This is a genomic window from Dactylosporangium sp. NPDC049140 (genome assembly GCF_040648435.1).
Map to the genome: position 1 here is coordinate 180,616 of NZ_JBEZDS010000018.1, position 13,968 is coordinate 194,583.

The 13,968-nt window shown below is 73.3% G+C and carries 11 protein-coding genes; 8 read left to right on the forward strand and 3 right to left on the reverse strand.

The genetic code is table 11. The annotated features are described in order from the left end of the window. Positions 1 to 117: 117 nt before the first annotated feature. Positions 118 to 1,125 (reverse strand): LacI family DNA-binding transcriptional regulator, encoded by a 1,008-nt coding sequence (locus AB0B76_RS27830; protein ID WP_360380953.1) that lies wholly within the window; start codon positions 1,123 to 1,125, stop codon positions 118 to 120. A 252-nt stretch (positions 1,126 to 1,377) separates the two neighbouring features. On the opposite strand from AB0B76_RS27830, the gene AB0B76_RS27835 reads away from it, so the two are divergent. From AB0B76_RS27835 to AB0B76_RS27850, 4 genes are read left to right on the forward strand one after another with little or no spacing between them, the layout of a single operon-like run. Beyond that, complete coding sequence (locus tag AB0B76_RS27835) at positions 1,378 to 2,631, forward strand: ABC transporter substrate-binding protein (RefSeq protein ID WP_360380955.1); 1,254 nt, start codon at positions 1,378 to 1,380, stop codon at positions 2,629 to 2,631. Between the two features lie 5 nt (positions 2,632 to 2,636). After that, complete coding sequence (locus AB0B76_RS27840) at positions 2,637 to 3,545, forward strand: sugar ABC transporter permease (protein WP_360380958.1); 909 nt, start codon at positions 2,637 to 2,639, stop codon at positions 3,543 to 3,545. Between the two features lie 4 nt (positions 3,546 to 3,549). Continuing rightward, positions 3,550 to 4,449 carry a carbohydrate ABC transporter permease gene (locus AB0B76_RS27845; RefSeq protein ID WP_360380960.1) on the forward strand — a complete coding sequence of 300 codons (900 nt, stop codon included), beginning with the start codon at positions 3,550 to 3,552 and terminating at the stop codon, positions 4,447 to 4,449. Next, entirely contained in the window at positions 4,446 to 5,876 is a 1,431-nt protein-coding gene (locus AB0B76_RS27850) for a GH1 family beta-glucosidase (protein WP_360380963.1), read from the forward strand. The genes AB0B76_RS27845 and AB0B76_RS27850 overlap by 4 nt, the downstream gene beginning before the upstream one ends. Before the next feature lie 143 nt (positions 5,877 to 6,019). Here AB0B76_RS27850 and AB0B76_RS27855 read toward each other — a convergent pair whose 3' ends face one another. Then, complete coding sequence (locus tag AB0B76_RS27855; RefSeq protein ID WP_360380966.1) at positions 6,020 to 7,423, reverse strand: M1 family metallopeptidase; 1,404 nt, start codon at positions 7,421 to 7,423, stop codon at positions 6,020 to 6,022. A gap of 73 nt (positions 7,424 to 7,496) precedes the next feature. On the opposite strand from AB0B76_RS27855, the gene AB0B76_RS27860 reads away from it, so the two are divergent. From AB0B76_RS27860 to AB0B76_RS27875, 4 genes are read left to right on the forward strand one after another with little or no spacing between them, the layout of a single operon-like run. Continuing rightward, entirely contained in the window at positions 7,497 to 9,083 is a 1,587-nt protein-coding gene (locus AB0B76_RS27860) for an NAD(P)/FAD-dependent oxidoreductase (RefSeq protein WP_360380969.1), read from the forward strand. Beyond that, the gene (locus AB0B76_RS27865) at positions 9,080 to 9,898 is read left to right on the forward strand and encodes a fatty acid desaturase (RefSeq protein ID WP_360380971.1); all 819 of its coding nucleotides are present in this window, start codon (positions 9,080 to 9,082) and stop codon (positions 9,896 to 9,898) included. The genes AB0B76_RS27860 and AB0B76_RS27865 overlap by 4 nt, the downstream gene beginning before the upstream one ends. 18 nt (positions 9,899 to 9,916) lie before the next feature. Further along, positions 9,917 to 10,558 carry a TetR/AcrR family transcriptional regulator gene (locus AB0B76_RS27870; RefSeq protein WP_360380974.1) on the forward strand — a complete coding sequence of 214 codons (642 nt, stop codon included), beginning with the start codon at positions 9,917 to 9,919 and terminating at the stop codon, positions 10,556 to 10,558. A gap of 60 nt (positions 10,559 to 10,618) precedes the next feature. Continuing rightward, complete coding sequence (locus AB0B76_RS27875) at positions 10,619 to 12,211, forward strand: alkaline phosphatase D family protein (protein WP_360380977.1); 1,593 nt, start codon at positions 10,619 to 10,621, stop codon at positions 12,209 to 12,211. Positions 12,212 to 12,264: 53 nt separating this feature from the next. On the opposite strand, the gene AB0B76_RS27880 is transcribed toward AB0B76_RS27875, so the two are convergent. Continuing rightward, the coding region (locus AB0B76_RS27880) for a TIM-barrel domain-containing protein (RefSeq protein WP_360380980.1) at positions 12,265 to 13,968 on the reverse strand (1,704 nt) is incomplete at its 5' end.

Consider the following 13,968-nt stretch of genomic DNA (forward strand, 5'->3'; position numbering starts at 1 on the left):
CGGTTGGCGTGACCGGCGGCTTGCGTGACCGGTTGCCGGCTTGCTTGACGGCCGGCTTGCGTCACCGGCGAGGCGCGGCGGCCGATCGGCCGGTGGGTCCTCGGACCAGTCGGAGCATCAGGTGGAGCCGCGCACCACCAGCGTGGTGGGCAGCGCGGTGGGCTCGCACGGCTGGCCGCGCAGCATCGCGACCAGGGCCGCCGCGGCCGCGGTACCGAAGCCGGCCTTGTCCTGGGCGATCGTCGTGAGCCCCGGCGGGACGAGCGCGGCGACGTCGATGTCGTCGAAGCCGACGACCGCCACGTCCTCGGGCACGCGCAGGCCCGCCTCGGTCACGGCCCGCATGGCGCCGATCGCCATCTCGTCGCCGGCGGCGAACACGGCGGTCGGCGGCTCGGCGAGCGCGAGCAGCCGGCGCATCGCGGCGTGCCCGCCGTCGAGGTAGAAGTCGCCCTCCACCACGTACGCGCCGGGCAGCTCGAGGCCGGCCCCGGCCAGCGCGGCGCGGAAGCCCGTGAGCCGCTCCGCCCCGGGCCACGTGCGCTGCGGGCCGGTGATGGTGGCGATCCGGCGGTGCCCGCGCTCGACGAGGTGGCGGGCGGCGAGGGCGGCGCCGCCGGCGTTGTCGGACGTGACGTACGTGGACATCGCGCCGACGACGCGCAGGTCGAGGGCGACGCAGGGCACGTCGGCGTCGGCGAGGGCGAGCACGGCCGGGTCGCGGTCGCCGTTGTCGATGATGACGAGGCCGTCGAGGTTGTGGCGGTGCACGGCGTGCAGGTACCGCTGCCGGGCGTCGGGCCCGCTCGAGTCGGCGGCGGCGAGCATGAGCAGGTGCAGCTCGTGGCCGCTGAGCGCGGTCTTGAGCGCGACCAGGATCTCCTGCAGGAACGGGTGCCGCCAGCCGGGGCGGCGGTGGTCGGTGTCCCACACCAGGCCCACGAGATGGGACTTCTTCGTGGCGAGCGTGCGCGCCGACTCGTTCGGCTGGTAGCCGATCTCGCGGGCGCTGTCGAGGATCCGCTGGCGGGTCTCCGGGCTGACGACTTCCGGGGTGTTGAAGACGCGCGACACGGTGGCGACGGAGACGCCGCAGTGTCGCGCCAGCTCTCTGATGGTGGCCATGCCGCGCTTTCCTGTAACCGGTTTCAGCACCGTAGCAGCGCCGTTCGCGAACGGTCAACCGGTCATTGACCGTTATCATTTCGAGACTTGACAATCGACGGGCGGCCTCGGCAAGACTGGACCGGAAGCGCTCCCAAGCATCCGCCCTCGCTGATGCGCTTCGACTCTATCGCCGGTACAACCCAAAGCGACGCCAACGATGTAACCGGTTTCATGTAACCGGTTACACCGCTCATGGAAAGGAACGCGCGCATGCATCTCTCCAGACTGACGACGGTCGCGCTGGCCGCGGTCGTGGCGCTGGCCGCGTGCGGCACGGACAGCGGCGCCGGCAGCGGCGGCCCGATCACCCTGACGGTCAGCCTGTTCGGCAACTTCGGGTACAAGAACCTCTACGCGCAGTACGAGAAGGACCACCCGAACGTCAAGATCCAGGAGCGCACCGCCGCCTACAACGACCACCACCGCGACCTGGCCACCCACCTGGCCGCCGGCTCGGGCGCGGGCGACATCGAGGGCATCGACACCGGGTTCATCGCCCAGATGCGCGAGCGCGGCAACCTCTTCGTCGACCTGGGCCAGCAGCGCCAGCCGGAGTACCTCGACTGGAAGTGGAAGGCGTCGCTGACCAAGGACGGCAAGCAGATCGCCTACGGCACGGACGTCGGCGGGCTGGCCATGTGCTACCGCCGCGACCTGTTCGAGAAGGCCGGCGTGCCCTTCGAACGCGACCAGGTGTCGGCCGCCTGGGGCGGCGGCTGGGACAAGTACCTGCAGTTCGGCCGCGAGTACGCGAAGAAGGCCCCGGCCGGCAGCGCCTTCTTCGACGGCGGCGGCCAGCTGTTCAACGCCGTCATCGGCCAGGCGCCGGTCGGGTACTACAGCGAGGACAACACCATCGTCGTCGGCACGAACCCGGAGGTCCGCGCGGCCTGGGACCTCAGCGTGCAGGCGATCCAGAGCAACCTGTCGGCCAAGCTGATCGGCAGCTCCCAGGAGTGGAACAACGGCTTCGCCAAGAGCCAGTTCGCCACGATCGCCTGCCCGGCCTGGATGATGACGAAGATCAAGGACCAGTCGAAGGACGCGGCCGGCAAGTGGGACGTGGCCGCGGTGCCGGGCGGCGGCGGCAACTGGGGCGGCTCCTACCTCGCGATTCCCAAGCAGGGCAAGCACATCGACGAGGCCAAGGCGCTGGCCGCCTGGCTGACCGCGCCCGAGCAGCAGGCCCGGGTCTTCACCGAACAGGGCAACCTGCCGTCGATCCCCGCGCTGTACGACCGGCCCGAGATCGCCCAGTTCAAGAGCGACTTCTTCAACAACGCGCCGGTCGGGCAGCTGTTCACCGCCGCCGCGAAGCAGCTCAAGCCGCAGTACCAGGGCCCCCGGGCCGGCGACATCCAGACGACCATCCGCGACGGGCTGGTCCGCATCGAGCAGGGCAAGCAGTCGCCCGAGGACTCGTGGAAGCAGACGGTCGGCGACGTCAACCGTCTGGCCAAGTAGCCGCGATGACGGCCAACCTGAGCCGCCTGGACACCAAGGGCTCGCCATACCTGTACATCGCGCCGTTCTTCCTGCTCTTCGCCGGGTTCGGGCTGTTCCCGCTGCTGTACACGGCGTTCGTGTCCCTCAACGACTGGGACCTGCTGGACGCCGGCGCCCACCGCTGGGTCGGCCTGGCCAACTACACCGAGCTGATGCGGGACCCGTACTTCTGGAACGCGCTGGGCAACACGCTGAGCATCTGGCTGCTGTCCACCGTGCCCCAGCTGGCCGCCGCGCTGTGGATCGCCCACCTGCTCAACCACCGGCTCCGGGCGCGGACCGCGCTGCGCATGGGCGTCCTGCTGCCCAACGTCACCTCGATCGTCGCGGTGACGATCGTGTTCACCCAGCTGTTCGGCCGCGACTTCGGGATGGTCAACTGGGTCCTGGGCCGGCTCGGCGCCGGGCCGATCGACTGGCAGGCCGGCACGTGGAGCTCCCACCTGGCCATCGCGAGCATCGTCGCCTGGCGCTGGACGGGGTACAACGCGCTGATCTTCCTCGCCTCGATGCAGGCGATCCCGAACCACCTCTACGAGGCGGCCGACCTCGACGGGGCGACCCAGGCGCAGCAGCTGCGCCGCATCACCGTGCCGATGCTGCGCCCGACGATCATCTTCACCACGCTGATCTCGACCATCGGCGGCCTGCAGATCATGGCCGAGCCGCTGCTGTTCGCGGGCGCCCAGACCCCCACCGGCGGCTCCGACCGGCAGTTCCAGACGATCGCGCTGTTCATGTACGAGCAGGGTTTCCGGGAGTTCCGCTTCGGCTACGCCTCCGCGGTCGCCTGGACGCTGTGCCTGCTGATCGTCGTCGTCGCGGCCGCCAACCTCCTGCTGACCCGGCGCATCGCCAACGACGAGGAGTGAGCCGATGACCGTCACCACCCTCGCGGACACCCCGGCCGCGCCCGCACCGCCCCGCCCCGGCCCGGCGCGCCGTCGCCGCGGGTTCGGATATCCGCGGCGCGGCTCGGTCTGGACCTACGGCGCCCTGCTGGCGGTCGTGGCCGGGTCCGTCTTCCCGCTGTACTGGTCCCTCGTCGTGTCGTCGCAGACGCCCGACGCGGTCACCCGGGTGCCGCCGGCCCTCGTGCCCGGCGGTCACCTGTTCGACAACATCGCCCGGGTGTTCGACACCACCGACTTCGGCCTCGCGCTGCTCAACTCGTTCATCGTCAGCGGCTCGGTCACCGTCTCGGTCGTGTTCTTCTCCACCCTCGCCGGGTTCGCGTTCGCCAAGCTGCGCTTCCGGGGCCGCAAGTGGCTGCTCGCGCTGGCCGTGGGCACGTCGATGGTGCCGCACCAGCTGGGCGTGATCCCGCTGTACATCCTGATGGCCGGCCTCGGCTGGACCGGGCACCTCGCCGCCGTGATCGTGCCCGGCCTGGTGACCGCGTTCGGGGTGTTCTTCATGACGCAGTACCTCGGGCGGGCGGTCCCGGACGAGCTGCTGGAGGCCGGCCGGGTCGACGGGTGCGGGACGTTCCGGCTGTACTGGCACGTGGTGCTGCCGGCCGCCCGCCCCGCGGCCGCGGTGCTGGGCCTGTTCACGTTCATGCAGGCGTGGAACGACTTCTTCTGGCCCCTGGTCGTCCTGCAGGACAACCCGACCGTGCAGGTCGCGCTGTCGGCGCTGGCCAGCGGGTACACCACCGACTACACGCTGACGCTGACCGGCACGCTGCTCGCCACGCTGCCGATCCTCGTCGTGTTCCTGGTCCTCGGCCGGCAGATCGTCGGCGGCATCATGAACGGAGCGGTCAAGGGATGAGCGCAAGTGTTGCGGGAGCCGCGGCCGCCTCGACGGCCGACCTTCCCGACGTGCCGGCCGGCTTCGTGTGGGGTACCGCCACCGCGGCGTACCAGATCGAGGGCGGGGCCGGCGAGGACGGCCGCGGCGAGTCGATCTGGGACGTCTTCTGCCGCCGGCCCGGCGCCGTCGCCGGGGCCGCGTCCGGCGCGGTCGCCTGCGACAGCTACCACCGCTGGCGCGACGACGTGGACCTCATCGCCGGGCTCGGCGTCGACGCCTACCGGTTCTCCGTCGCCTGGCCGCGCATCATGCCCACCGGGCGCGGCGCGCTCAACCAGGCCGGGCTGGACTACTACGACCGGCTCGTCGACGCGCTGTGCGAGCGCGGCATCCGGCCGTTCGTCACCCTGTACCACTGGGACCTGCCGCAGGCGCTCGAGGACGGCGGCGGCTGGCGCACCCGGGACACCGCCGAGCGGTTCGCCGAGTACGCCGGCCTGGTCGCCGGGGCCCTGCATGACCGGGTGCGGGACTGGATCACGCTCAACGAGCCGTACTGCTCCTCGATCGTCGGCTACGCCGAGGGCCGCCACGCCCCCGGCGCCACCGAGGGGCACGGCGCGCTGGCCGCGGCGCATCACCTGCTGCTCGGGCACGGCAAGGCGGTCGCGGCGATCCGGGCCGCGGCCGGCCCCGCGGCCCGCGTGGGCATCACGCTCAACCTCTCGCCGGTCGTGCCGGCCACCGCCACCGACGCCGACCGGGCCGCGGCGCGCCGGCTCGACCTCGTGCTCAACCGCCAGTTCACCGACCCGGTCCTGGCCGGGGCGTACCCGGACGGCCTGGAGCGGCTGTACGCCGGCGTCAGCGACTTCTCGTTCCGCCGCGTCGGCGACCTGCGGCGCATCGGCGCGCCGCTGGACTTCCTGGGCGTCAACTACTACTACCGGCTGTACGCCGCCGACGCCCCGCACACGGAGCCGGACCCGGCCCGGCGCAGCGCCGCCGACATCGGCGTGCGGCAGGTGCGCCCGGCCGGCGTCGGCACCACCGGCCTCGGCTGGCCGATCGAGCCGGAGGGCCTGCACGACACCCTCATCGGGCTCGCCGGCCGCTACCCGGGGCTGCCCCCGGTGTACATCACCGAGAACGGCTGCGCCGAGCTGCGCGACGAGCCCGGGCCCGACCCCGAGCGGATCGCGTTCATCGCCGGCCACCTGACCGCGGCGACCCGGGCCGCGGTGGCCGGCGACGGCCTGGATCTGCTCGGCTACTTCTACTGGTCGCTCATCGACAACTTCGAGTGGGCCCGCGGGTACGGGCCGCGCTTCGGGCTCGCCCACGTGGACTACGCGACAGGCATCCGCACGCCCAAGGCCAGCTACCACTGGCTGCGCGACCGGTTGCGGGCCTGGCGCAAGCGCACCCGACGGTCGGATCCGTGACCCACCGGCGGCCGCGGCGGCCGCCGCGCCGGGGCTGCTGTACCTCGTCGAGCTCTGCCTGGCGGCACTGCTCATCGCCGTCGTACCGTCGCTGCTCGCCCTGGCGGGCGCGGCCCGCAGCGGCCTGCGCGTCCTGCGGACCGCTAGGCGGGGAGCGGGTCGGGGTTGGGCGGCTTCGCGGCGCCAGCGAGCCAGTCCAGCAGGAACGGGCGCAGGTCCCGGCCGGCCAGGCGGCTCGCGAGGGCGATGAACTGCTCGGTCGAGCCGTTGCCGTACCGGTGCCCGTCCGCCCAGGCGCGCAGGATCGCGAAGAACGTGGCGTCGCCGGTCCGCAGGCGCAGGGCGTGCAGGGTCATCGCGCCGCGGACGTAGCTCGAGACGGTCATCGCCGCGCCGCCCTCCGGCCGGTACGGCGCCGGGGTCCAGAACGCCGAGGTCTCGGGCAGGCCGTAGTACCGGTTGAACAGCTCGCGGACCGTCATGCCGCCGTCGTGTTCGGACCACAGCCACTCGGCGTAGGTGGCGAAGCCCTCGTTGAGCCAGAAGTCGTACCAGTAGTCGAGCGAGACGCTGTCGCCGAACCACTGGTGCGCCGTCTCGTGGGCCACGGTCCCGACGGCGCTGCCGGCGTCGCGGCCGTCCACGAACGTGCTCGGGTAGATCGGGCGGGTCTGCGTCTCCAGGGCGAACTGCAGGCCGTCGTCGCGCTCGACGATGGCGCCGGCGGTGTCGAACGGGTACGGGCCGAACAGCCCCTCGAAGTAGTCGATGATCTCGTCGGTGCGCGCGACCGCCGTGCCCGCGCTGGCCGGGAGGGCGGCGTCGACGGCGAGGATCGTGGTCCGGCCGCGGTGTACGTGCTCGTCGACGCGCCAGCGCCCGATCGCGATCGTGGACGCGTACGTCACCATCGGCCGCGCGCTCGCCCAGCGCCACGTCGTCCAGCCGGCGTGCGTCGTGTGGCCCAGCGGGCGCCCGTTGCCGATCGCGGTCAGGCCGTCGGGCACGGCGACCTGCACCGAGTAGGTCGCCTTGTCGCCGGGGTGGTCGTTCGCCGGGTACCACGTCGTCGCCGACTCGGGCTCGCCGATCGCGATCGCGCCGTCGTCGGTCGCGACGAAGCCGTACTTCAGGTCCGGGAACTGCCCGGTCTCGTCGGGGATGACCCACTGCTGCGGCACGCCGTGGTAGCGCACGTCGACGGTGAACGGCCGGTGCTCCGGCAGCCCGCGCGGCGGCGTGACCACGAGCTCCCAGCCGTCGCGGGTCCAGGTCGCGGGCCGGCCGTCGACCTGCACCGCGTCCACGGTCAGCCCGATGAGGTCGAGGTCGAAGCGGGAGAGGTTCTGGGTCGCCGTGGCACGGATGGTCGCGTGGCCGGTCAGCTCGTCGGTGTCCGGCCGGTAACGCACGTCGAGGTCGTAGTGGGCGACGTCGTAGCCGCCGTTGCCGTAGGCGGGAAAGTCGGGGTCGCCGGCCCCGGCCGTTCCGGGCGTGAAGACCGGGGCGAGCAGCGCCGCGCCGGCCAGCATCGTCAACCATCCCATGCCGGACAGACCATTGACCCGCGCGGATGGTTGCGGTCTTGCCCCGGCGCGCTCGCCGGCGTAGCTTGAACATATGTTCAGAACGGACGTTCAGAACACTGTATTCGATGTCGCCGTCGTGGGCGGCGGCCTCGCGGGGCTGGCCACGGCCTTGCGGCTGCAGGCGGAGGGCCGGTCCACCGTCGTGCTCGAGGCGCACGGCCACGCCGGCGGGTGCGCCGGGTACTACCGGCGGCGCGGGTTCTCCTTCGACGTCGGCGCGACCACCCTCGTCGACTTCGAGCGCGGCGGGGTCGGCGCCGAGCTGTTCGACGCGGCCGGCCTGGCCGCGCCGCCGACCGAGCCGCTGCCCGGCTACGTGGCCTGGCTGCCCGACCGCACCGTCGTGCTGCACCGCGACCAGCGGGCGTGGCACGCCGAGCGGCTGCGGATGCTCGGCGACAGCCCCGCGCACCGCGCGTTCTGGCACCGCCTGGACCGCCTCGCGGACGCGTTCTGGCGGGCCAGCCGCGCCGGGGTGCGGATGCCGATGCGCGGCCTCGCCGACGTCGTCCACAATGGACTTCGGGTGCGCGCCCGCGACCTCCCGCTGGCCCGGCACCTGGGCGACACGCTCGGCGGGGCGCTGCGCCGGCACGGGCTGCGCGGCGACGACCCGCTCGTCGGGCTGCTGTCCATGCTCGTCGAGGACACCGTGCACAGCACGGTCGACCGGGCGCCGCTCATCAACGCCGCGCTCGGGATCACGATCCGCGGGGCCGGGCTCAGCCGCGCCACCGGGGGCATGCGCGGCTTCTGGCAGACGGTCGTCGGGCATTACAAGCTCCAGGGCGGCCGGCTGTACTGCGGGTGGCGCGCGACGGCCGTCGAGGGGCGCGACGGCGACTTCCGCGTCCGCGGCCCCCGCGGCACCGTGCGCGCCCGGCAGGTCGTCAGCGCGCTGCCGGTCGCCACCACCGCCGCGCTCGCCGGGGTGCCCGGGGTGCGCCCGGCGCTGGAGCCGTTCGTGCGCCGCGACGCCGGCGAGCAGGGCGGGGCCGTCGTCGTCTTCCTCGGCGTGCCCGAGGACGAGGTCGCCGGGCCGGCCTTCACCCATCACCAGCTGCTGCGCTCGTACGGCGAGCCGCTGGGCGACGGCAACAACATGTTCGTCTCCGTCTCGTCGCCGGGCGACACGGCCAGCGCGCCGGCCGGACACCGGGCGGTGATGCTGTCGACCCACACCGAGCTCGCCGGGTGGGAGGACCTCGACGACGCCGGGCACGCCGAGCGGCGCGAGAAGACGGCCGACGTCATGATCGAGGAGGCGCGCCGGGTGTACCCGCGACTGGCCGAACGGCCCGTCGTCCGCGAGACGGGCACCCCGCGGGCCTACGCGCGGTACACCTTCCGCCCGCGCGGCGCGGTCGGCGGGGTCCGGCAGAGCCCGGCCAACGCCAACCAGCACGCCGTGCCGCACGACATCGGGGTGCCCGGCTTCTGGGTCGTCGGCGACTCGACGTGGCCCGGCCTCGGCACCGTCGCCTGCGTGCTCGGCAGCCGCATCGTCGCCGGCCTGGTCCTGCGGCACGGGCGGAAGACGGCGGGCTCAGCCGCCGGTCGGGCGCCGCGGCCGGAGCAGGCGGCCGGACGCGTGGCGCGGCGGGGGAGGGTCGCATGAAGACCGTGCACGTCAACCGGCCGGCGCTCGCCGACCTCGGCCCCGACCTGCTCGCCACCGGCCCCGGGCGCCGGGCCCTGGCGCTGGCCCGCCCCGCGGCCGGGATCGCCCTCTACGCCGCCGTCGCCTGGGCCGCCCCGAGCCGGCCCGCGCTGTGGCTGCTCGCGCCGGTCGTCGTCTTCGGGATCTTCGTCGCGGTCGTCACCGTGACGCACGACGTCGTGCACCGGGCGATCGGGCTGGGCTCCCGCGGTACCGAATGGGCGCTCTTCCTCTGTGGGCTGGCGCTCTTCGAGAGCGGGCACGCCTACCGGGCGACCCACCTGCAGCACCACCGGCGCTTCCCCGGCGACGACGACCCCGAGGGCCACCCGGCGCGGCTGAGCGCGCTCGGGGCGGTGCTCTACGGGCCGGTGTTCCTGTTCCGGCTGTGGTGGTGGGCGCTGCGCCGGACGCGGTCCGAGCGCGGGTGGCTGCTCGCCGAGGCCGCGGCGCTGCCGGTCGCCGCGACGGCCGGGGTCCTGCTATGGCCGCACACGCCGGCCGTGCTGCTCTACGTGGTGCTCGCCGTCGCCGGCAGCTGGGTGTACCCGCTGCTCACCGTCCACCTGCCGCACGACCGGCACGGCGACTCGCCGCTCACCCAGACCAGCACCCTGCGCGGCCGGATCGTGCCCGCGGTGTTCCTGGAGCTGACCTACCACCTCGAGCACCACCTGTACCCGCAGGTGCCCAGCCACCACCTCGCCGAGCTCAGCCGCCGGCTCGACCCGTTCCTGGCCGCCAACGGGGTCCGCCCGCGCCGGGTACCGTGACGGTTACGCTCGACCCCGATGAACCGCAAAGCCGAGGCCCGCGACCGAATCCTGCGCGCCGCCGTCGACACGCTCGCCACCCAGGGGTTCGCGGCCGCGACGGCGCGCGCGATCGCGGTCACCGGCGGCTTCGCGCCCGGCGTCATCTACTACCACTTCGAGGACCTCGAGGACGTGTTCCTCGCGGCGATGCGCTACACGAGCGACCGGCGCATGGAGCGGTACGTCGAGCGCACCGCCCCGGCCGCCGACCCGCCCGCGATGCTGCAGGCGCTGCGGGAGCTCTACGCCGAGGACGTGGCGACCGGGCACATCGCCGCCGTGCAGGAGCTGACCGTCGGCGCCCGGTCCTCCGAGCGCCTCGCCGCGGGCGTGCGGGCGGAGATCGAGCGGTGGGAGGAGTACGCGGAGACCCTGCTGCGCCGCCTCACGGCCGGCACGCCGCTGGCGGAGCTCATCCCGGCCCGCGCCGCCGCGACCGCCGTCATGGCGTTCTACCTGGGCCTGGAGATGCTGACCCACCTGGACGGCGACCGCGCGCGGGGGGAGGCCCTGTTCGCCGCGGCCGAGCCCCTGGCCGCACTGCTGGGAGCGTTGCTGCCGGGCCCGGGCGCGCCGGGGTTTCCGGGTTTCGGCCCGGGCCCGGGCGAGCCGGCATAGAACATCCCGCGTTTGTACGCCGGCCAGCGTGTGTTCGGCTGCGACCGGCAGGGTGATCCCATGCTGACCCGACGGCAAGTCCTCACCGGAGCGGCGGTGACGACCGGCGCCGTGCTGCTGCCGGCCACCGCGGCCTCCGCGCACAACGACCACGATCACGACCACGGCAACCCGGCCACGCCGTTCGCGCTCGGCGTGGCCAGCGGCGACCCGTTACCCGACAGCGTCATCCTGTGGACCCGGCTGCTGCGCGCGAACCTGCCCGACCGCCCGGTCGAGGTCGAGTGGCAGGTCGCCCTCGACGAGCGGTTCCGCAAGGTGGTCCGCGCCGGCTCGGTCGGCGCGCGGCCCGAGCTGGCGCACTCGGTGCACGTCGACGCCCGCGGCCTGCAGCCCGGCCGCGAGTACTTCTACCGCTTCCGCGCCCTCGGCGTGCTCAGCCCCACCGGCCGCACGAAGACCGCGCCGGCGCCGTGGCAGGACGGCGACCGGCTGCGCTTCGCGATCGTCAACTGCCAGGACTTCCAGAACGGCTACTGGCCGGCCTACACGGGCGTCGCCGCCGAGGACCTCGACGTCGTGCTGCACCTCGGCGACTACATCTACGAGTACGACCCGCACAGCCGCTTCGCCGACCGCAACCACACGACCCCGGCGACGCCCGGCCTCGACCAGCTCGTCACGCTGGCCGACTACCGGGCGCGGCACGCGCAGTACAAGGGCGACCCCGCCCTGCAGGCCGCGCACGCCGCGTTCCCGTGGATCGTCACCTGGGACGACCACGAGACCGAGAACAACTACGCGTCGCTTGTCGACGAGGTCGACGACACCGGCGCGCAGCACCAGTCGCCGGCCGACTTCGCCCGCCAGCGCGCCGCCGCCTACCAGGCGTACTACGAGCACATGCCGATCCGCGCGAACCTGAAGCCGGGCCGCCCCGACCTGCGCATCTTCCGGCGCTTCGACTTCGGCCGGCTGGCCCGCCTCAACGTGCTCGACACCCGCCAGTACCGCACCGACCAGCCGGGCGGCTTCCCCGGCGACTTCGGCCTGCCGCAGGCCGGCACCGCCAACACCACCGGCACCCTGACCGGGGCGGACCAGGAGCGCTGGCTCGCCGAGGGCCTCGACCGCTCGCCGGCCCGCTGGAACGTCATCGCCCAGCAGGTGATGATGAGCCGCATCAAGCTGCCGAACCCGACCGGCGGCGTGCCGGCGATCCTGGCCAACCTCGACCAGTGGGACGGCTACGCGCCGCAGCGGACCCGCCTGCTGCAGCACCTGACCGACGCCAAGGTGCGCAACCCGGTCGTGCTGGCGGGCGACATCCACTCGACGTGGCTGAGCGAGCTGCGCGTCGACTTCGACCGGCCGGAGCAGGCCCCGGTGGCCGTCGAGTTCACCGCCACGTCGATCAGCTCCGACTTCCCGATCGCGTTCGACGGCCCGCTGAAGGCGCTCAACCCGACCCTGAACCCCCACGTCCGGTACTTCGACGGCTCCCGCCGCGGCTACCTGCGCTGCGTCGTCGACCGGCACGAATGGCGCACGGACGCCCGCACGGTGGACACGATCGACGTGCGCCAGGCCCCGGTGACCACGACCGCGTCCTACGTCGTCGAGTCCGGCGCATCGACCCTGCACGCGGCCTAGCGGCAACGCGGCGGAGTGGCCGATCGCCGGCCACTCCGCCGCGGGCGAAGCGCTCAGGTGACGGTCAGGCTGTCGATGTTCGCGCCGTTGGTGCCGGTGGTCGTCGCCCGGATCGCGAGCTGGCTCCCGGCCGGCAGGGACGCGGTGAACGACGTGGTGCCCCAGGTGTCCCAGGAGCCGGTCGGGTCGAACGGCAGGGCGCCGTTGACGGTGGCGCCGTTGACCGCGATCGCCAGCGGGCGGCTGGCGGTGGTGCCGTTGGCGTACCGGAACGTCAGCGTCCTGGTCCCCGCGGCCGGCACGCTGACCGTCCACTGCACGTAGGCGCCGCTGGCCGAGCCGTCGGCGAAGTCGACGAAGCCCGTTCCGGTGTAGTCCGGGTGGCGCGTGTCGATGACGGCGCCGCTGAGCGCGGCCCGCTCGGCCGGGTACACGGTGCCGCCCGTGGCGGCTGGGAAGGCCGATCCGCTCGGCTCGACCGTGGCGGCCACGCCGCCGCCGGTCACGACGGCGATGGACGGGGTCACGACGGTCAGGACGTGCCTGGCGGCGTCCCACACGGTGCCGCCGCCGCTGGTGACGGCGGTCGCCTCGCTGTTGTAGGACGGCAGCGTGGCGCCGCCGTTGACCCGCATGCCGACCGGGGCGGTGAGCCCGTGGATGCGCACGACGTACCGGCGCGTGGCGGGGGCGCCGTCGTAGGTGCCCTGCGGGTGGCGGATCGTGGTCCGGGTCGCGGCATCGGTGTACGCCAGCGTGGTGACGCTCCTGGCCCCGGTGACGCGGTAGGACTCGGTGACGCCGTCGTCCTCCACCACGTCGAAGGTGCCGTCGGCGCCGGCGTAGACCTCCATCTCCAGCTGGCGCTTGTTCAGGAAGGCCGTGCTCTGCGCGTACTGGTACTTCGGCAGGATCGCGCCGGCCTTGACGAACAGGATGATCTCGCCGGTGTAGGTGACGTACGGCAGGTCGGTGGCGTCCGTGCCGGCGTGCTTGATGTCGGCCCAGAGGTTGTACCAGGTGGCGCCGGCCGGCAGCCAGACGTTCTGGGTCGCCCCGCCGTCCGACGTGACCGGCGCGACGAGCACGGACGGGCCCCACATGTACTGCAGGTCGTGCGAGTACGCGTTGGGCCGGCTCTGGTAGTCGATGACCATCGCCCGGGCCATCGGCATGCCCGTGGCGGCGGCCTGGTGGGCGATGCTGTAGATGTACGGCAGGAGGGTGTACCGCAGCTCGCCGTACTTGCGGAAGTCGGCCTGGATGGCCGCGCTCTGGTCGAGCGGCCAGCGGGAGGCGGCCGGGCCCTGGTCCGTGGTGCTGGCCCCGCTGTGCGGCCGCCAGATCGGCGACAGGCTCGACCACGCGGCCGTCCAGTTGCGGTAGAACGGCTCCGGGATCAGGCCGCCGGTCCCGCCCTGGAAGCCGCCGCCGTCGATGTTGGAGTACGGGAAGCCGCCCAGCCCGCCGACGAGCATGCCCCTGATCTGCTGGCGCATCTCGTCGTAGGTGGACGCGATGTCGCCGGTCCAGTAGTGGCCGTAGCGCTGCTGCCCGGCCGACGCGCCGCGGCTCCAGGTCCACGGGCGCCGGGCCGTGCCGATGTGGCCGGCCGCCTGCGGGTCCCAGCCCTCCTCGCCGACGCCCTTGTGCAGGTAGAAGAAGTAGTCATCTGTGTCCCTTGTGGACGCCCTGGCGGGTGGGAAAATGGGATGGTTGCCCGCCGACGTCGTCGCGGCTTGGTTCGATGAGACCGT

Excerpts from the sequence above, each read along its gene's own strand:
- AB0B76_RS27835 (WP_360380955.1), top strand. The coding sequence starts at position 1,378 with ATGCATCTCTCCAGACTGACGACGGTCGCGCTGGCCGCGGTCGTGGCG.
- AB0B76_RS27865 (WP_360380971.1), top strand. The coding sequence starts at position 9,080 with ATGAAGACCGTGCACGTCAACCGGCCGGCGCTCGCCGACCTCGGCCCC.
- AB0B76_RS27845 (WP_360380960.1), top strand. The coding sequence starts at position 3,550 with ATGACCGTCACCACCCTCGCGGACACCCCGGCCGCGCCCGCACCGCCC.
- AB0B76_RS27850 (WP_360380963.1), top strand. The coding sequence starts at position 4,446 with ATGAGCGCAAGTGTTGCGGGAGCCGCGGCCGCCTCGACGGCCGACCTT.
- AB0B76_RS27830 (WP_360380953.1), bottom strand. The coding sequence starts at position 1,125 with ATGGCCACCATCAGAGAGCTGGCGCGACACTGCGGCGTCTCCGTCGCC.
- AB0B76_RS27875 (WP_360380977.1), top strand. The coding sequence starts at position 10,619 with ATGCTGACCCGACGGCAAGTCCTCACCGGAGCGGCGGTGACGACCGGC.
- AB0B76_RS27855 (WP_360380966.1), bottom strand. The coding sequence starts at position 7,423 with ATGGGATGGTTGACGATGCTGGCCGGCGCGGCGCTGCTCGCCCCGGTC.
- AB0B76_RS27870 (WP_360380974.1), top strand. The coding sequence starts at position 9,917 with ATGAACCGCAAAGCCGAGGCCCGCGACCGAATCCTGCGCGCCGCCGTC.
- AB0B76_RS27860 (WP_360380969.1), top strand. The coding sequence starts at position 7,497 with ATGTTCAGAACGGACGTTCAGAACACTGTATTCGATGTCGCCGTCGTG.
- AB0B76_RS27840 (WP_360380958.1), top strand. The coding sequence starts at position 2,637 with ATGACGGCCAACCTGAGCCGCCTGGACACCAAGGGCTCGCCATACCTG.